Source organism: Paenibacillus agri (assembly GCF_013359945.1).
Taxonomy (GTDB): domain Bacteria; phylum Bacillota; class Bacilli; order Paenibacillales; family Paenibacillaceae; genus Paenibacillus_AQ; species Paenibacillus_AQ agri.
Map to the genome: position 1 here is coordinate 272,905 of NZ_JABWCS010000219.1, position 18,859 is coordinate 291,763.

At 43.4% G+C, this 18,859-nt stretch carries 16 protein-coding genes and 1 pseudogene; 14 read left to right on the forward strand and 3 right to left on the reverse strand.

The window, feature by feature from the left end; all coding sequences use genetic code 11:
* The first annotated feature begins 1 nt into the window (after position 1).
* Positions 2-310: a CTP synthase gene (locus HPT30_RS30145; protein ID WP_246317420.1), complete on the forward strand. Its 309-nt coding sequence runs from the start codon at positions 2-4 to the stop codon at positions 308-310.
* 364 nt (positions 311-674) lie between these two features.
* On the forward strand, positions 675-1,373 hold the full coding sequence (locus HPT30_RS24995) for a class I SAM-dependent methyltransferase (protein WP_175374000.1): 699 nt from the start codon (positions 675-677) through the stop codon (positions 1,371-1,373).
* Positions 1,374-1,455: 82 nt separating this feature from the next.
* Here HPT30_RS24995 and HPT30_RS25000 read toward each other — a convergent pair whose 3' ends face one another.
* Entirely contained in the window at positions 1,456-2,070 is a 615-nt protein-coding gene (locus HPT30_RS25000; protein WP_175374001.1) for a TetR/AcrR family transcriptional regulator, read from the reverse strand.
* Between the two features lie 294 nt (positions 2,071-2,364).
* On the opposite strand from HPT30_RS25000, the gene HPT30_RS25005 reads away from it, so the two are divergent.
* The 3 genes from HPT30_RS25005 to HPT30_RS25015 all read left to right on the forward strand — a co-directional run bounded on the left by HPT30_RS25005 (position 2,365) and on the right by HPT30_RS25015 (position 4,372).
* Positions 2,365-3,201, forward strand: coding sequence for an MFS transporter (locus tag HPT30_RS25005; RefSeq protein ID WP_312876369.1), 837 nt, complete (start codon positions 2,365-2,367; stop codon positions 3,199-3,201).
* A gap of 1 nt (position 3,202) precedes the next feature.
* Positions 3,203-3,370, forward strand: a complete 168-nt coding sequence (locus HPT30_RS25010) for a hypothetical protein (RefSeq protein WP_175374003.1) — start codon at positions 3,203-3,205, stop codon at positions 3,368-3,370.
* A 99-nt stretch (positions 3,371-3,469) separates the two neighbouring features.
* Positions 3,470-4,372: an AraC family transcriptional regulator gene (locus HPT30_RS25015; protein ID WP_175374004.1), complete on the forward strand. Its 903-nt coding sequence runs from the start codon at positions 3,470-3,472 to the stop codon at positions 4,370-4,372.
* Between the two features lie 165 nt (positions 4,373-4,537).
* Here the strand turns inward: HPT30_RS25015 and HPT30_RS31210 are convergent.
* Positions 4,538-4,683, reverse strand: a pseudogene (locus HPT30_RS31210) (transposase); the annotation flags it as partial.
* Positions 4,684-4,709: 26 nt separating this feature from the next.
* Between HPT30_RS31210 and HPT30_RS25020 the strand changes: the two are divergent.
* From HPT30_RS25020 to HPT30_RS25060, 9 genes are all read left to right on the forward strand, one after another.
* The gene (locus HPT30_RS25020) at positions 4,710-6,173 is read left to right on the forward strand and encodes a S8 family serine peptidase (RefSeq protein ID WP_175374005.1); all 1,464 of its coding nucleotides are present in this window, start codon (positions 4,710-4,712) and stop codon (positions 6,171-6,173) included.
* Between the two features lie 120 nt (positions 6,174-6,293).
* Positions 6,294-7,181 (forward strand): alpha/beta fold hydrolase, encoded by an 888-nt coding sequence (locus tag HPT30_RS25025; RefSeq protein WP_175374006.1) that lies wholly within the window; start codon positions 6,294-6,296, stop codon positions 7,179-7,181.
* 114 nt (positions 7,182-7,295) lie between these two features.
* Positions 7,296-7,871 (forward strand): LysE family translocator, encoded by a 576-nt coding sequence (locus tag HPT30_RS25030; protein WP_175374007.1) that lies wholly within the window; start codon positions 7,296-7,298, stop codon positions 7,869-7,871.
* Between the two features lie 24 nt (positions 7,872-7,895).
* Complete coding sequence (locus HPT30_RS25035; protein ID WP_175374008.1) at positions 7,896-8,717, forward strand: AraC family transcriptional regulator; 822 nt, start codon at positions 7,896-7,898, stop codon at positions 8,715-8,717.
* A gap of 22 nt (positions 8,718-8,739) precedes the next feature.
* Positions 8,740-9,423 (forward strand): response regulator transcription factor, encoded by a 684-nt coding sequence (locus HPT30_RS25040; protein ID WP_175374009.1) that lies wholly within the window; start codon positions 8,740-8,742, stop codon positions 9,421-9,423.
* A complete protein-coding gene (locus tag HPT30_RS25045; protein ID WP_175374010.1) occupies positions 9,424-10,425 on the forward strand; it encodes a sensor histidine kinase in 1,002 nt (333 codons plus the stop codon). It begins immediately after the preceding gene.
* A gap of 100 nt (positions 10,426-10,525) precedes the next feature.
* Positions 10,526-11,461, forward strand: coding sequence for a VanZ family protein (locus tag HPT30_RS25050; protein ID WP_175374011.1), 936 nt, complete (start codon positions 10,526-10,528; stop codon positions 11,459-11,461).
* Between the two features lie 24 nt (positions 11,462-11,485).
* A complete protein-coding gene (locus tag HPT30_RS25055; protein ID WP_175374012.1) occupies positions 11,486-12,169 on the forward strand; it encodes an ABC transporter ATP-binding protein in 684 nt (227 codons plus the stop codon).
* Complete coding sequence (locus HPT30_RS25060) at positions 12,166-14,757, forward strand: ABC transporter permease (protein ID WP_175374013.1); 2,592 nt, start codon at positions 12,166-12,168, stop codon at positions 14,755-14,757. The genes HPT30_RS25055 and HPT30_RS25060 overlap by 4 nt, the downstream gene beginning before the upstream one ends.
* 288 nt (positions 14,758-15,045) lie before the next feature.
* On the opposite strand, the gene HPT30_RS25065 is transcribed toward HPT30_RS25060, so the two are convergent.
* Positions 15,046-18,345: an amidase family protein gene (locus HPT30_RS25065; protein WP_246317421.1), complete on the reverse strand. Its 3,300-nt coding sequence runs from the start codon at positions 18,343-18,345 to the stop codon at positions 15,046-15,048.
* Positions 18,346-18,859: the final 514 nt, after the last annotated feature.

The following is an 18,859-nucleotide window of genomic DNA, read 5'->3' on the forward strand; positions in this document are numbered from 1 at the left end:
TATGAGTAAGATTGGATTAATTGGTGACTTCGACGCAGAAGTTGTGGCTCATATCGCTATACCTCAAGCTATTCAATTGGCTTCGCAAGATCTTGGTTGTCAGATAGAGATCGAATGGATCCCAACTACTTCATTAGAGCAGGATTACGAACAAAAACTAGCAACATTTCAAGCGCTTTGGACAGTTCCGGCTAGTCCTTATAAGAGTATGCAAGGAGCGTTAAATGGTATCCGATTTGCAAGAGAACATAATATACCATTTCTAGGGACATGCGACTTGTTTCGTAAGCGAGCAAACGCATACTTTTAAACTTACACCTGGCTTAAAAGTAGCTGAAATTTATGGCGAGCACGAGATTGTTGAGCAGTATGGAATTTGTAATTATGGCTTAAACCCTGAGTTTGCTCCTCTGTTAGAGAAAGCAGGTATGCGGATTGCAGGAGTTGGTACAGATGGAGAAGTTCGTATTATGGAACTAATGGATCATCCTTTCTTTATTGGGACGCTATTTCAGCCTGAACGCTCAGCATTAAAAAATATGGTTCACCCGCTAATTAGAGCATTTCTACAAAAGCTATACAATAACATGGTTTTTTATAACATTTATTGGTATAATTTTTCCTGAGCAGTCCCGTTAGATGAGAATAGTTGAGAAGAGGACAGGTGAGCCGAGATGAGTAGAGCAGAGGTTAAATTAGATTTAAGTCGGATTGTTTTTATTGGAAGAACATTTGATGAGTACATGTTGATGTTTGGTTTGTCTGAAGAGGAGTTAAAAGGACGAAAAATTCTTGATTGCCCGGCGGGTGCATGTTCGTTCACTGCAATTGCCAACCAACTAGGGGCAGATGTTACTGCCACTGATATTGCTTATGATCATCCTTTTGAACAGCTTGCTGAAAAAGGGGCTGAAGATATTGAGCATGCTATGCTTAACATGGAACAGGCACAGGGGAATTACAAATGGGATTATTTTAAGTCTGTAGAGGGTTTAAGAGCCCACAGGCTACAAGCGTTAACTGATTGTGCCAATGATATGAAAAAGTCACCTGAGCGTTATGTTCCTGCTGTTTTACCTGTATTGCCTTTTAGCGATAAGGAATTTGATTTAACGCTATCTGCCCATTTCTTATTTATGTACGCTGATCGGTTGGACTATGACTTCCACTTGCAAGCTATACAAGAGTTAATGCGTGTTACCAAGGAAGAGATACGCATATTCCCTTTGGTGGACCTATCCTGCAATCGATATGAGCATCTGGATAAGATAATTGATTTTATACAAAGCCAAGGCTATATTACAGAAGAAATTAAAGTTGGTTATGAGTTTCAAAAGGGTGCTGACAGTATGTTAAGGATTAAGAAAGTTTAATACGATTTTAAAATAATGAAACCACTCCAATATTAGCAGGAGTGGTTTTGTTATTTATAGAGTGATGTTTCATACGGTATTATCATTTTCCCAGCGTATTAGGGTTAGAGAAGCTAAAAGAATTCCCGAGCATACGCTCGACGATTCGATTGAATGCTAATTTTTTTTGGTCTAATGTATTTTCCTGCCACGAGAAAATCCCTGTATCAAACATAATGTTAACTCCAACGAGTATGAATTCAGCGGTTTCCTGCAGGTCTTGAATTTGAAAGATCTTTTCGGATACCCCTTGCTCCAGAATTTGTATCACATAAGGGACGCTTTCCTGGACGATTTGTACGAGGACTTTCTGGTGAATCGATGCATTATATTCGTGGTGAAGAAATTCGATGATGCTCTCATCATCATAGGATTGTCTCCACAAAATGGCATAGAGTTTGGCCTCAGCACTCATTTCTTCGCTTTCTGACAGCGCTTTGATCTTGGTGATTTTTTCATCGACCAAGCGCTCCACTATGGCGATCATAATATCTTTTTTAGTTTTGAAATGATAAAAAAACGTACCTTGAGCGATGCCCATTTTTTTGACAATATCGCTTACAGCAGTTTGATCGTAACCCTTCTCTCTAAAGAGTTCCAATGAGGTCTCTATGATTTCATGGCGCCGTATCTCTGGTTTTTTGTTGACTCTTTTCAAGGTATTTATCCTCCCTTTTGTATTTTTTATTTTATTGACTATTAGTCAGTTAGTCAATATAATGAGCTGAACATCATAAAACTGACTATTAGTCAGTTAAGAGGAAAGGGAGAAAGTTATTATGAATCTACGCCTTATTTTATATCTTGTTGGCTTCAGTGCCTTTACAGGATCCTTAGGACAAAACTTATATACACCTCTGTTGTCCGACATGCAAAATGAGCTGAATACAACAAGTTATTTAATGAGTTTGACGGTCTCATTATTTTTGATTGCCTTAGCTGTTATGCAGACGTGTTCGGACCACTGGCGGACACTAAAGGAAGAAGAAAAGTGCTTATACCCGCGCTTGTCTTATATTGTGTGGCATCTTTAGGCTGCGCATTCTCACATTCCATTGGTTTATTCCTGGTGTTTCGCGTCTTGCAGGGTATAGGTTCAGCAGCAGTTCCTGTTATAGGGGCAGCCGTAATTGGGGACTTGTTCCGTGGAAAAGAGTTGGCAAAGGGAATGGCAACTTATCAGCTTATGCTTTTACTTGCGCCCGCTATAGGGCCACTTCTGGGTGGAGTGATTGGAGAGAAGTTCGGATACCAAGGTGTGTTTATCTTTTTAACACTCATCATACTGCTGCTTCTGTTCGCTAACATGAAGTTCCTGCCCGAGACTAAGTCACAGACAGGATCTGCGCAAGGCTTTAGTCTAAAATCGCTCACAATTATTTTTCGCAATCATCTTGGTGCTGTCGTCGTATTGTATGGATTCATCCAGTTTGTCATTTATTTGGTATACATCGTGTTCGTGCCCCAAATCCTAAGTACGTTTTACAGCATGTCTTCAGGAAAAGTCGGTACTATACTCCTCCTGATGTCTGTCTGTACGATTGTGAGTATTAGAATGGGTAGTTGGATGCGTAATGTTATGGGAAGCGGAAAAGGTTTATTATATGCCTTTCTCTTTCAATCGTTTAGTGTCGTTCTGTTTGCGTTAACCGCCCAGCTATCGCTACCGTTCTTAATTGTGGACGTCTGTCTATTCGGCTTTACGATGGGATTGACTACGTCCATGCCAACGACTATTCTGGCGGAACAATTTCCAGAAAGAGCGTGCTACTGTCATCGGCGTGTTTAACTTGGTCCGGTATATAGGCAGTGCGCTTGGCCCGATGATTGGCTCATTGCTTTATGTTGAGAGTGACTTGAAGCCTTTGTTCTTAACCTGTGGCGTAATCTACGTGGTTACTGTCTTGGTTGGGGGCTGGTGGATGCGTATGAAGGGACTGAAGGTTGTTACAACTTGAGGAGTTGGAGCAAGAATAGGGGAGCTTTGATGTACAACTCAAATCAAGTATGCAAAAATCACCAGTGATATGATCAAAACGAAAGGAGGGAGGACTTCCATGTACGAATGGAATGAAATGGTCCAGCTAATGGTAGACTGGGTGGAGAGCAATATTACGGAGAGCGCATCTCTTATTCAGATGTCAGAACAGCTAGGCTATTCACCCTATTATTGTTCTAGACAGTTCAATCAATTAACCGGGATGACTTTACGGGATTACATCTGGACTCGAAGGATCAGCCGTGCCGCCCTGGAGCTCCGCGATAGTGATCAGCGGGTTTTAGACGTTGCCGTAAAGTATGGATTCTCATCACAAGAAGCGTTTACACGAGCATTCAACAAGGCTTTTCGGCTCACCCCTGCAGCATATCAAAAAGCTCCCCGACCTATTCCGTTGGCTATTCGTCAGGAGGTATTCTCACCTTATCATTATTTGATCAAGGAGCGGGATAAGATGAGTAAAGTACATTTGCAACCAGCGGAGATCAAAGTCGAGTTCATTCCAGCACACAAATTTATCGGGATCTGGGACATTTCCGTAACAAACTATGGGGACTTCTGGGGAAACGGACATTCTTGTGATGAGGTTAGCGGTACGTTGGAGAGTATGTCTAATCATGCTCTTCCGGGACAACTTGGTCAGACGGCAGGATGGTTTTACCAGAATGGGCAGAAGGGGTACTTGTATGGAATCCCCGTTTCACTGGAGTATGATGGGCCTATTCCGGAAGGGATGGAATGCAGGGAGATTCCAGAATCGGAATATTTGGTCTTTTTCCACCCTACGTTCGACTACCTAAAAGATAATAGCGCTGTTATGAGTACAGTTGAGGGAGTAGCATGGAACTTCGACCCTAAAGGTATGGGATACGTATGGGATGAAGGAACCAAGCAGGACTACCAACGGCATTTCCCAGAGGGATATGGTTATGCGGTGTTGCGGCCAGTAAAAAAGATATAGCTGTTTAAGGAATGATTTGAGCATAGATAATACTTGTAATAGCGAAAAGGGGCTGTCCCAAAAGTAGTTTTTCTAACGACAGGAGACAGCTTTTTTCATTCTAACGACAAAAAAAGAACGCAGAACGGCGATTCCCCCGATATTGGAGAATCGCTGCTCTGCGTTTTGGACTACTGCAGCTTGCTTCAACACGTTATGGGCAAGCGAAAGTCATCCAACCGTGGCGTTACTTTCTCTATGCCGCGAAGCAGAAACCGCCGAAAACCCGGGTTGTTCTTCAGCTGTCCAAAGACACTCTCCGGTTCCGTCATTGATGTATAGAGAGGATGAGGATTCATTGCATCAGAAATTACATGAGCCGACATGGTCACGACTTGGCTTTACTTCCCCACCTGGAGAGGATGCAGGTAAAGATATTGGTATTGTAATAATTGATACGATAAGACCTCATCATACAATTCGTCATTTGGGTTCACGGATTAAATATGTTTCAGTCCATAACGATTTATCCGTTGAGTGTCGAGAAATTGCTTTTGAAGAGCCTAACGATTCGGATGGTGATAAAGGTGAGCATGGGCTAATGGCTGTACTAGCATTGTCTCATGAGCCTTTTGAATTTAAAGGAATAAAATATACAAGTTTATCACCTGCTTCAAATTTTATAGTACTCAATCATCTAGCTTTTAAAGAGGGTGAAGGTGAACGGTTAAAACGTGGTATAGATTATATTCTTGAACGAAGTCAAGAGTGGAACATAAAAATAATTCTAAGTATGGGTTGGCACGCATTGGATAATTCAGTTTTGTTAAAAAACACGAGTGAGAACTCTACAGTTCAGGCACTGGCTTCAGCTGTTAAGAGTGGAATCCTTGTAATTTGTGCTAACGGTAATACAAGGTTAGATAATATAATGCCTCCCACAGAATATTTAGCAGTTGGCGGCTATAATGATCATGGCTCTGCAAACATAGATGTTCATTCAGCTTATCCAGATGAGCCTTGGGGTAGAAATGGCGACGGGCATATTAGACCGGATGTTTTAGCGCCAAGACTATACTTGCCAATTCCTTATTGCGAGACACTAGAGAAACCTAATGAATTATCGTATTTCTTAGGGACTTCTGGGGCATCTACACTTGTGACAGGGGTATGCGCATATTTACTTTCTAAATACCCGAATCTCCAGATAGATACATTACGGAATGCGTTAGTTAATTTTGGAATTCCTTTAGTCGGCTATGATAACCTGGCACCGAGGATTAATGTTTCGGATGTCATTAAAGCACTTAACGATGGCTACGTAAAAAGTGGTGTTCCGAACCGTCCGTCCCCAATTGCTATTACAAATCCATACATTTCAATTGTTTCAAGTGATCCCATAGAGAGAGGATTAGCTTTCTCAATGTTGGTTAGACAAGAACGATGTAGTAGAGAAGAGTTATGGAGATTTGCATATGATGATTCACCTGTGGTAAGAAAAATCGCCATCTGGGCTTTGCAAAAACCGAAAGATGCTGATGAGCGTGACATCTATTGGCGGAATTTAAAGCAAGAGAAAGAAGGTGGGGTGCGTGGTTGGTATACGTATGGTTTATTGCAAGATGCAACGAAAAATGAGGTGGACCTCTGGCTCCCCTGGGCTACAGATTTAAACTGGACTGTTCGTTGGTGTGTTAATGGATATTTAAATAGGTTTTCAGAATTTCCTGAATTAGAAAAAACTCATGATCCTGATTCAATACTTGACAAAGCGTTACCGATTTATAAATGGTATGAAAAATATAAACTGCACTTAACCTAATTGAATGGGGAAGGAATTAAGGTGTATCGGAAAAATTGAAAGTAGTAGTTGAAGCTGAGGAACCTCTCAAAAGCATTAGGCATAAGCTGAGTTATATCGATGTTGAGAGGATGTTTTAGCATGTATCCTTATTACCCGCAGGTTCCTCAATTTCCCTATCCCAATTACCATTTAATGCTTCCAAGCTTTTATAACTCCCCATATCCTGCAAACGGATGGTTTGGGCAATATGATGCCCGTGAAACCTTTGAAAGTCACCGGTTGCCACCGGAGCAAAAACTGACCTTTGTGCTTGTACATGGTTCTTGGGCCGACGCGCACTTCTGGGACGGTATAGCAGCCGAGCTGCGCAAGAGAGGGCATACCGTCTACACGCCAGAGTACGCAGGACACGGCAAAGACCCAAACAAAGCGGTAACGCATGACATGATTACGAAGTCTGTCGTCGACTATGTAACAAGGCTGAACCTGCATGAAATCATTCTCGTCGGGCATAGTTTCGGAGGAAGCGTTATTCAGAAAGTTGCGGAACAGATACCGGACCGCCTCAAGCGGCTTGTCTTCTGGGACGCATTTGTATTAAAAGACGGGGAGTCTGTTGCCGACGAGTTGCCACCGCAAACGAGGCAAGGGTTCGAGCAGCTCAGAGGCGCATCGCATGACGATACAATTATGCTTCCGTTTTCGCTTTTCCGGGCTCTATTCGTTAATACAGCGACTTTGGAGCAAGCCAAGTGGATATACGCAGGCGTTGCTCCAGAGCCGGCAAAACCACTCTTTGAGAAGCTGGATCTTAAGGCGTTCTATGCTCTGCCTACGCCTAAAAGCTATTTGTTTTTTTACCAAGACAACGTTTTTACAGGAGCAGAGGGCTTCGGCTGGTATCCGCATATGGCTTCGCGGCTCGGCATGTTCCGCCTGATTGTTGGTGACGGTGACCACATGACAGATGCATTCGTAAGGCCGTCCATGGTAGCGCAGAAGCTGTACGAGGCGGGCCGGGACTGATGTGCTGAGCAAATTCGTACACCTGGCGCAAGTAACTCATGATCAGCAATAATATACTATATGTCACTCATTATAAGATGTAGGATGTGAGAACTGCTTGAAAGGAGCCTTCTCATGGACACTACATCTTTTTTGATTTACTGTATGATAGCCACGTTTACACCAGGACCTACGAATATCGTCATCTTGTCTACTGTGAATCATTTTGGGGCAAAGCAAGCATTGAAATATTCGTATGGAGCAACGGTTGGTTTTGGTTTATTACTTGTTATTTCCGCTGTTCTGAATAATTTGCTAATAACGATTCTTCCGAAAGTATTAGTTATTATGCAGGTCATCGGGAGCCTCTATATGCTCTGTTTAGCTTATCTAATTTGCAAAAAGGATTCGTCAAATCCATCTGAAAACCAAGCAGCCACCTTTTGGTCTGGCTTCATGATGCAGTTTTTAAATCCCAAATTAGTATTATTCACATTGACTGTAATTCCAACATTTGTCCTGCCCTATTACAGTGGAGCCCCTGCTATAATGCTAAGTGTCATTGTGATAACATTGATCGGCTTTTTAGCTTTTATAACATGGGTGCTGTTCGGCACGATCTTTAAAGAGTTCTTACAGAAGCACAATAAGATTGTTAGTGTTATGATGGCCATTTTATTAGTTTATGCTGGCATCATGATCTGGGTTTAGATAAGTTCATGTAGAGGTGCTATAATGGAGAAATTTCTCTATAAAAAATCGGCAGGTATTACCGCATTGTCGGCAAGTATGACGGAATTCAAGTATAAGAAGCACGCTCACAAGGAGTATGCAATAGGCGTAACTTTGCGCGGCATTCAACATTATCACATAGATGGCAGCTTGCAATTATCTCATCAAAATGGTGTGATGTTCTTCAATCCAGAACAGGTACATGACGGTATGGCACATGATAAGTCAGGTCTAGATTATGTAATGTTATATATTGATACGCAAATGCTTCTAGAGGGTATAGGAAAAAAGGATATTGTACGCTTTTCAACACCTATTGTGTACGATGATAGACTTGGACAACGAGTTGTAAGCCTGTCACAAGCAATATTAGGTGAAAAAGATGAGGCGTTATGCTGTGAATTGTTCTTATCTCTGACGGATAGTCTTATGCAGACCAATCTTTCTTCGGACGACAAATCGGACGACAAAAAGGATAGCGCGATCATAAGAAAAGCAAAGGATATGATTTATGGGAACCTGGAACATGTCCTCAAACTTGATGAGATCTGTACAGAGCTTGATTTATCGAAATATCAATTTATCCGCATATTTAAAGCTCACACTGGAATTTCACCCTACCAATACTTCCTTAATTGCAAAGTAGAACGGGCAAAGCAGTTGATTGAGAAAAATAGAGATATCTATTCAGCGGTAGCTGCATGCGGTTTCTTTGATCTGACCCACTTAAATAAACACTTTAAAAGTGTATATGGAACAACTGCCCTTGAATATATTTCACATTTTTCGCCGATAGATCAATTAAGCCTAAAAAAATCTGAATAATAACTGTAAGGATGATCCCCACATGAAAATTTTATTAGTCGAAGATGATAAGACGATCGCCTCAGGTCTCGAATATTCACTACAGCAGGATCAATATTCAACAGTTTTATGCTATGATGTCGCTTCAGCTAAAAAGGTGCTTGCCGAAGATATCGATCAGTTCGCTTTGTGCCTGTTCGATTTACAGCTTCCGGACGGAAGCGGCTATGAATTGTGCAGGATGGTGAAAGAGCGGCGGGACATTCCGGTCATTTTCCTAACGGTGATCGACGATGAGGTCAATGTTGTGATGGGTCTTGATATGGGGGCTGATGATTACATTACAAAGCCTTTTCGGGTTCGTGAGCTTCTCTCCCGGATCAAGACGGTTTTGCGGAGATACCAAAAGTCGCCCTACACGGAAGCGATCATAGATATCGACAATGTCCGTATCCATACACTGGAAGGTAAAGTGCATAAAAACGGCGTCGAGGTCTCGCTGACCGCCTTAGAATATCGCTTATTGCTGATCTTCGGTAACCACCTTGGACAGGTTCTTACAAGAAATCAGCTTTTAGAGCAAATCTGGGACGTGGCTGGCGAGTTCGTGAACGACAATACCTTAACAGTTTATATTAAAAGGCTGAGGGAAAAGCTGGAGGATGATCCAGGGCAACCGGCTTTGATCAAAACCGTACGTGGTTTAGGCTATAAGGTTGGTGATTAGATGCTGCGTAATAGGGAAATTCAATTGTTATTGCTCATCATGGGTTCCATTAGCGTAACGGCAATCATTGTGTCTGCGTTCATCTCGTTTGTCACAGCAGCGTTTGTTTGTATTCTATCCATTGTGCTTATTGTCAGCAGTTTGTTATTCACGAGATGGAGATATCGCGAGCTAGAGAAGCTGTCGATCTATTTGCGGGAAATTAGCAACGGCAATGATACGCTTGACGTTCGCGATAATCAGGAAGGTGAGCTTAGCATTCTAAAAAATGATATTTATAAGGTGACGCTCATGCTATCGGAACACCGGTCGCTATTGCAGCGGGACAAAATTCAGCTAACGGATGCCATATCCGATATTTCGCATCAGCTCAAAACGCCGCTCACTTCCATGACGGTAATGGCGGATTTGTTAAGCGCCCCTGACTTGCCTCCTGCCAAAAGAACAGAGTTCACCCATCATATTCGCATTCAGCTTGAACGCATCGATTGGCTTGTTTCCTCTTTATTAAAACTATCGAAAATGGACGCGAAAACCATCCCATTCAAAAAAGATGTAATTCCCATACAAAAGCTTATTCAAAAGGCCTTAGAGCCGGTAATGATTCCGATGGATATTAAGGGACAAAGTCTTTCCATCACGGGTTATGACGAAGTTTCTTTTATCGGCGATTTCAATTGGACTGTCGAAGCAGTCCTCAATATTTTGAAAAACGGTGTAGAGCACACACAGGAAGGCGGAACCATTTCGATCACATTTTCCGAAAATGTTTTATTTACAGAAATCATTATTGCTGACAATGGACAAGGCATTCCAAAAGAAGATTTGCCCTATATTTTTAAACGTTTTTACAAAGGGGAAAATGCCAGCGAAGGGAGTATCGGGATAGGGCTTGCGATGGCTCACAGCATTATTGCCAGCCAGAACGGAGTGATCGATGTGACGAGCGATAGCGGGCAAGGCACGCAGTTTCGGATTAAATTTTATAAGCAAGTCGTTTAGGACACTCCGTAAGTGACTGAATTGTCACCTTTATCGTCACCGGAAAGTCATGTTAGACAGATAGAATGATATCCATCAGATAAGCGATGGAGGTACCACAATGCAATTGAAACAACAACGTAAGATTCTTTTGTTCCTGACCATATCCTACTCTATTGTAATTCTTTATTTTTTGTTTTTCGCTTTCGGTAGAGCAGGTAAGGCAGGGTACGCTACTGAGCACACCTTTATTTTTTTACCAGACAGTTTTTTCAAGATGCCAAGTCTACCTGATTTTCTGCACCCAACGTTGATGGATTTTGTGGGTATTGGAAACTTCATAGCCTTCGCCCCTTTTGGAATCTTCATTCCGTTGTTATACCGGACTAGCTTTGTTCGATTTATTACATTGTTCATCTTGTCCATATTCGTACTGGAGACCATTCAGGGAATAACGATGCTTGGCAGCTTCGATACGAACGATGTCATTCAGAACGCAATAGGCGCAGCCGTTGGATTCGGGGCGTATAAGCTTGGATTTCGTACAACAAACGTCTGGAGAAATATAGCGGCTACAGGTATTTCCATAGTTGTCCTTATGAGCGGGATCTGGGGGTGCTTTGTAGTGGTTGATAAAGTGTTCACCAAAGAAATGGGTCCTTTTATAGCTATAGATGAATTGAAAGACAGCGCTGGCAATCTATCAACGGGAACGAAACAATCCAGTCTCATCATTGGCGGTCATACTGTGAAACCCCATTATAATGTGTATAGCACCGCAGGAAAAATGAAGGAAACGTATACGTACACGTTAGGCATTGAGGAGGAGATGTATCTCTTCATAAATTATGGCATACCTGACCAAAAGGGTAGTTATGGAAGCGTCAGTGTTTCCGTCGATGGGGATGAGTATCTTCACATATCTGCAGGAGATCAAGGTGAGATAGGTGAGTCTGAAATGTATCTCCCGAAGGCAAATGAGCTTAGGATCACCATTGAGGGAGAAGGAACGCTATGGGATGTTGGATATAGCAAGATGAAGTATTTCTGGGAATGAGTATCAAGGAAAGGAGGGATACCTTTGGAGATTTTAAGAATGGAGAATCTATCTAAAGTGTACGGCACAGGTGAATCTGTGGTAAAGGCGCTTGACGATGTTTCTTTCTCTGTTCAAAAAGGCGAATTCGTTGCGATTATCGGCCCGTCCGGCTCGGGGAAATCGACGCTTCTCCATATGCTGGGCGGCGTGGATCGGCCGAGTAGCGGTAAAGTTTTTGTCGAGGATACGGACCTGTATGCTTTGAACGAAACACAGCTGGCCATCTTTCGGCGCAGGCAAATCGGCTTGATCTACCAGTTCTTCAACCTGATTCCTGTCCTGACGGTGGAGGAGAATATTACGCTGCCGCTCCTGCTGGATAAGCAGAAAGTAGATAAAAAGCATCTGGATAGTCTTGTCAGTACGCTGAATTTGCAGCATCGGCTAAACCATCTGCCGAATCAATTATCTGGTGGACAGCAGCAACGGGTCTCGATTGGCAGAGCAATTATTGGCAATCCTGCGATCATGCTGGCAGACGAGCCAACGGGGAATTTGGATAGCAAGAATAGCAGCGAGATCGTCGAGCTTTTGAAAATGCTGAATAAAACCTATCATCAAACGCTGATCGTTATTACGCATGACGAACAAATCGCCTTACAAGCCGATCGGATCATCTCGATTGAAGACGGAAGAATTGCCAAAGACGAGGTGATCCGGCGATGAATATTGTCAATACGCTCACCCTCCGGCATTTGAAGCAAAACAAGCGAAGAACGCTCGTAACCATCATCGGCGTAATCATTTCGGTGGCCATGGTGACAGCGGTTTCAACATTTGTTTTTTCCTTTTCCAATTTAATGATTAGGCAAACCATTGCGGAAAGAGGGGAGTGGCATGTCCAATATCAAGATGTAACCAAAGAACAACTCGCGGCGATACGCGCCGATGATGCAACCAAAACGGTTGCGGTCACAAAAGATCTTGGATATGCCTTATTAGAAAGCGGGCAGGATCCCAATAAGCCGTATTTGATCATCAAGGAATATGATGCACAAGCTTTCACGCAACTTCCAATTGGATTAAGCAAAGGGCGTCTGCCGAAAAGTGACAAGGAAGTCGTTATTTCCGAAGCTGTTGCAACGAATGCTAAAGTGAAATACGAAATTGGCGATCACTTGACCCTTCGCGTTGGCGAACGATTTCAGCAAGGGGGCGATCATCCCCTGAATGATAGAGATCCGCTTCGTAGGGTCAACGATACTTTGGCCGAAACGCTACAGCATATGAAAACAAAGGATTATACGGTGGTGGGGTTCATCAAACGTCCCGTGTGGGAAACGGCTTGGGCTCCAGGATATACAGTTATTAGCTATCTCGATGACAAGCTTATCGGGGCAAACGATGGAGTCAATGCGGCCGTAGTCCTTCAGAAAATTAATCCGAACTTGTTCACGCATGCGGAGAACTTGGCTGAAAGAAACCACATCAAGAGGGTCCAATTTAATAACGATTTACTTCATTATTATGGCTTGTCCAAAAATAAAGCCTCATACAGCACCATATACTCCTTATCGGTGATTCTGATAGCCGTTATTATGATCGGCTCGGTTTCACTCATCTATAATGCTTTCGCAATATCCGTTTCGGAACGTTCCCGCCATTTAGGGATGCTCGCAAGCGTAGGGGCTACGAAAAGGCAGAAGAGAAACTCTGTGCTTTTTGAAGGGGTCGTCATTGGTGCGATCAGCATTCCCATTGGAATTTTATGCGGTCTTGCCGGGATGGGAATTATCTTTTGGTTCATGAATGCCATGATTCAAGGCGCGTTATGGACCACTGAAAAGCTGACGCTCATCGTCACGCCGTTAACGCTTTTGATCATCTGTGTTGTCTCGATACTGACGATTTTCATTTCGACGTATTTCCCGGCAATCAAAGCATCCAAAGTATCCGCCATGGACGCCATTCGTCAAACAAGCGACTTAAAGCTCACAGTCAAAGCCGTGAAAACATCGAAATTCATTCGCAAGCTCTTCGGCATCGAAGCGGAAATCGGATTGAAAAACCTAAAACGGAACAAACGAAGATATCATGCCATCGTATTTTCGCTCGTGATCAGCATTGTTTTGTTTTTGACAGTATCCTTTTTTACTGCCGGGGTGAAACAATCCCTGAATATATCGCAAGAAGGCGTCAATTTCGATATTGGCGTATCGTATAGCAATGGAAAAAGAATAGACGATTCCTTGGTACAAGACATTGCATCCCTGGATGGAGTAACGGAATACAACGTGATGCATGATTTGTATAAGAACGCTTGGATTGATGAAGCGATCATCGCCGATGAACTGCAAGAGAAGGTTAAGAAAGATAAGAGTTTGCTGCAAGACGGAAAATATCCTTACGATATTAAGATCCACGCCTTGAATCATTTCAGTCTGCAAGCCTATGCCAAAGCGGTCGGCGTAGATTACGAACGGCTCACAGACCCGGAGCATCCTGCCGCGATCGTGAGGGATACGATCCATTACAATGATATGGACACAGGAAAATATGTGCAGACGAAGGCCATATATGCGAAGGTCGGTCAAGTCATCGAATTAACGAATATCTATGAAGCAAATGTGAGAGAAACGGAGATAAAGAAAGTAGTCATTGCCGCATTGACGGATCAAGCACCTATGGGGATGAACGCGATAGGTATAGGCGGGTTAGATATTATCGTTTCGGAACGGATCTTGAATACATTGGCAGTCGACGAGGACCTTATTAACGTTCATACATCCCTCTATTTGAAAAGTACGGAACCGATGAAAACGCAGCGGGAAATCGAAGAGATGCATGAAACCAATCTGAATGTCAGTAATTTATATCAATCCAGAAAAAGCGAAGAGCAACAAATTCTTTTGATGTCCGTTTTTTCTTATGGTTTTATCGTATTAATCTCAGCGATTTCCATTGCGAATATTTTTAATACGATCTCCACGGGGATATTCCTGAGAAAACGAGAATTTGCGATGCTTAAATCCGTTGGCATGACGCCAAAAAGCTTTGCGAAAATGATGAACTATGAAAGTGTTTTTTACGGGATCAAGTCGCTGCTCTTCGGGCTGCCCGCCAGCTTCGTCGTGATGTATGTAATCTATAGGGCATTTGCGAATAAATTCAGCTACGGGTTCACCCTACCATGGATAAGCATTGTGTCTGTCATTGTCGCCGTATTTGTCATTGTCGGTTCCGCCATGTTATATTCCAGCGCAAAAGTGAGGAAGGAAAATATTATTGATGCGTTAAAGCAAGAGAATATATGATAGTTCACGTAGATGGGGTGGCAAATCCAATTGATTTGACGCGTCTGGAGGTTACTCTATGAAACAAACTAAATCAATCCTCTTGGAAGGTCTTCCGTCTACAGGAAAATCAACAAATTCAGGATTTCTTTTGGATCATAAAAATGCTCCCCATACAGTAGACAGGTGAATTATTAATACCTGTTACTGTATGGGGAACACCAGTCGTAGAAGCTATTTTTGGGATAGCTTCTTCTTGTATGATTCCTTAAATGATAGCTGAATGATTAGAGCTGATAGATGTAATTACTACTTGATTAGCTTCAATACCTTGGTCACCATTGTGGAGAATTCTGCTCTAGTGATGTTATTGGCAGGTCTGAACGTGCCGTCTGTATAACCCGTGATGATCTGGTTAGCTGTTAGTGCTGCAATATAGTTGTATGACCAGGAGTTTGCTGGAATGTCTGGGAACGAAACGGTAGTGCCGTCACTCAGTTTGAATGCTCTTACCAGCAAAGCGGCCATTTCTTCACGGCTTATCGGAGCATCTGCTTTAAACGTACCGTTCGTGTATCCAGTCATAAGGCCAGCATGTTGTGCGGCTCCGATGAATCCAGCAGCCCAGTGGCTGGCGGTAACATCTGTAAAGCTGTTCGTCTGTGGCGTCAATCCGAGCTCGGTTGTCAGAACCTTCACGGCTTCTGCACGGGTGATGCCCAGATTAGGTCTGAAGCTGCCATCTGGATAGCCGTTGATCAGTCCTTTTTGAATCAGGAAGTCAATGCTTTCTTTTGCCCAATGTCCATTTGTATCAGTGAATGAAATGGTTACTGGTGGTTTTTCTGTCTGTGCGTCATCTTTTCCAGTGGAGCCTTTTGGAGGCTCAGTTGGTCCAACAGGTCCGGTTGTTCCGGTAGGGCCAGGAGTGGGAGTGGGTCCAGTAGGTCCAGTAGGTCCGGTAGGTCCGCTAGGTTCAGTAGGTCCAGGGCCAGTGGGGCCAGTAGGGCTAGTAGGCTCAGTAGGCCCAGGTTCAGTAGGTTCTGTCGGTTCAGTAGGTTTCGTTCCTGGTTCGCCCGTGCCGCCCTGAGGATCAGTTGTGTCGTTCGGCAGGTAAGTTAGCTTAGGTGCAAAGCTTGTAAGCACGCGAGCTTTCGTCTGCTGCTCTAGCGCGTAGCCCATGCCGAGAATGTTGGCATCATCCCAAGCCTTGCCCACCAGTTGCATAGACAATGAGTACCCATTTGGACTAGTGCCTACAGGTACCACAACGGTTGGTAGACCAACGTTGGATGTCAAAACACCAGTGGCTCTATCTGAGCTCAGCTGACTAGCTGCGCCGTCATTGTTGTATACGTCACTGATGAACCCAGGATACACCACGCTGTCAACACCGCTTTGATCCATCCAGTTTGCAATGATACTCTTATAGTTGGTTCTGTAATTGATATAGGCTTGTACTTGAGCTTCAGTCATACGTGGGCGAACTTGCAGGTTTCTTTGGTTGTACAGCAGTACAAGTGGTGAAGCGAGTAGATGATCACCGGTCTCATAAGGGAAATCCTTGTGCAGCTCGATGTAACGTGCCCAGCCTTCGCTACCCACGTTGCCCCCGGGATTTGATCCGCCGCTAGGTGGAGAACTCATTTCGACCATTGTGGCGCCTGCTGCAATCAGATCAGCAAAATGCGCTTTAACCGCCTCGCCTGTACCATCATCTGCGTACGAAGAAACAAATGACGAAGGGATATAGCCGATACGCTTGCCTTGTAGGGAATTAGCATTCAGCGCCTTAGTCCAATCCTCCGGTTTTAATCGATCCGCATCCTTGGTTAGGATATCTTCTGGATCAGTTCCTGTTGTAGCATTAAGCAATATAGCCAGGTCAGTCATGGTGCGAGCAATTGGGCCTGCATAATCCTGACCCCATGTCAGTGGCATAACGCCGCGCGTGCTGGACATGCCGTCTGTACCGCGGAATGTAGTTAAGCTTGCGCCTACGGAAGGGGCGTACAGAGAAACGCCTGTTTGTGTACCCATAGCTGCTGCGGCGAAGTCTGCTGCTATAGATACTGCTGAACCGCCACTTGAACCAAACGATGTTTTGGACGGATTAATTGCATTCCATGTCTGCATCCAACCGCTTTCGCTCATGCTGCCGCTATTGGCAAATTCCGATGTATTTGTCTTACCAATGATGATAGCGCCTGCTTCTCTTAGCTTCTGTATTTGATAAGCGTCTGATCCAGGCTGCCAGCCTTCAAGCGCTTTGGACCCGCCTGTCGTTGGCATGTCCTTCGTGTCATAGATATCCTTGACTGCAATTGGAATACCTAGCAATGGTCCTGTCTGACCATTCGCCCGAGCTGCATCTGCTGCCTTAGCCTGCTCGAGGGCTGTTTCTCCAACATGCAGGAAAGAGTGGAAGCCAAGCTGACCCAAGTCATAGGCATTAATACGATCTAGATAGGCTTGTGTGATAGCTGCTGAGGTAGTAACACCATTCTCCATATCAGCTTGCATTTCTGCAATGGTTTTGTTCACTACATCATATTTGGAGGTTGTAACCATTGGTGGTACTGCTGGAGCTGGTGGGATAGGTAAGGTGGTAACTGTGGAGCAAGCACTAGGGTCATAGCCTGGTAGTTTAGTTAGATCCCAGTTGCTTATTGTGCACACCTGTTCTGCTGTTAGGTGGGTGAAATCGGGTTCAAGCACTAGTTGATTCATCGAATCGGCAGCTGTGGTCAACTTATTAGCGTCCGTATCGCCTACTACTACATATCTAGCAAGTGACTTGGTTTGATTAGGCTCGAGGGATAGGCTATGAATGAAGCCGTAAAAGTTGGAATCATTGCCCGAAGCGGCCATTGGCGTTGTGAATGGATTTTTTTGTTGGTTACCAGTCCCCTTAAGAGCACCTTCGAAGGGACCTGGGGTACCAAGAACAATACCAATCGGTCGGTCTGCAGGTCTGGCGTTATCTACTAGCACCCATGAGTCTTCATTGTTGATGATGGTGTCACCACTGGACGTCTGTTGAATGGAGGCGTGGTATGGACCTGTTCCATAGCCTAGTGATCCACCAAATGATACATCAACTGTCACCGGCGAAGAGGTTGTATTGGTGAACGTATCGAAGAAACGAGTTCTGTTATTTGTGCTATCAAAGTAGACATCTCGTGTAACGTGTACATCGCCGAGATTAACCGAGCGAGTGCTAACAAATGTATCTGTGCCATCGTATACCAGTCCAAAGTCACGCATCATTTGGCCATTCATGCGAGGTTCTGGCTGGGTTGATACTTGTACGAAAATATTACCGAAGCCTTGCATCGGTGTAGAAGTCGCACTGCGAACACTACCTGTATCAAGGTTTGGTGCGAAGGAATCGTGGAAATCCCATCTTGTGCCGCTATCCGCTGTAAGTCTCGTTAGTGCATGCGCGCTATTAATAGGTAGCAGGCCGGTGATAGCGATGGATAGTGAAAGTGAAGCTGCAAAAATAGATTTCTTACTCAAACGGTGGCTTGCTGTTGGGGAGGCTTTGATGTGGTCTCTGTGCGCTTGATTTCTTGTCTCTCTCTGTTTGTTCTTGGATTTAATCAATATGTATCATCTCCCTTATGTAATCTAGTGGAATTCTAGCATCGTGTAAAATGTTAAGTCAAGTATAATATCATATCGAGTTATATAAAATGACACTAATAATTGCTTTGTAGAGGGTTTTCATAGTGTTTTATTGCTAAAAAAACTTTTCAAATGAATTAACGGAATTTCTCTTGTGTCATTTAGCTTTTTGACGATGAAATCTTATTTTATTGATATATTTATGGATTATATGTTATATAATCTAACATATAATTTGGGAAGCATTATTGACTAAGTTTTCATTTGGTTAATGACAAGTAAGCTGATGTCACCTTTCCGAATGAATTAAAACATAAATAGGCTAAGATAGATCAGTGATGATCATTATCTTAGCCTGTTTATATGGGTTCACCGTTTAATTTCTAAGTGTTGGAATTAGGCGATGATGATTGATTAACAAGTTTAATCCGTCGATTATATCTGTCACGGTTATATCGCTAGACATTAACGTTACCATTGCGCAGCCTTCTTT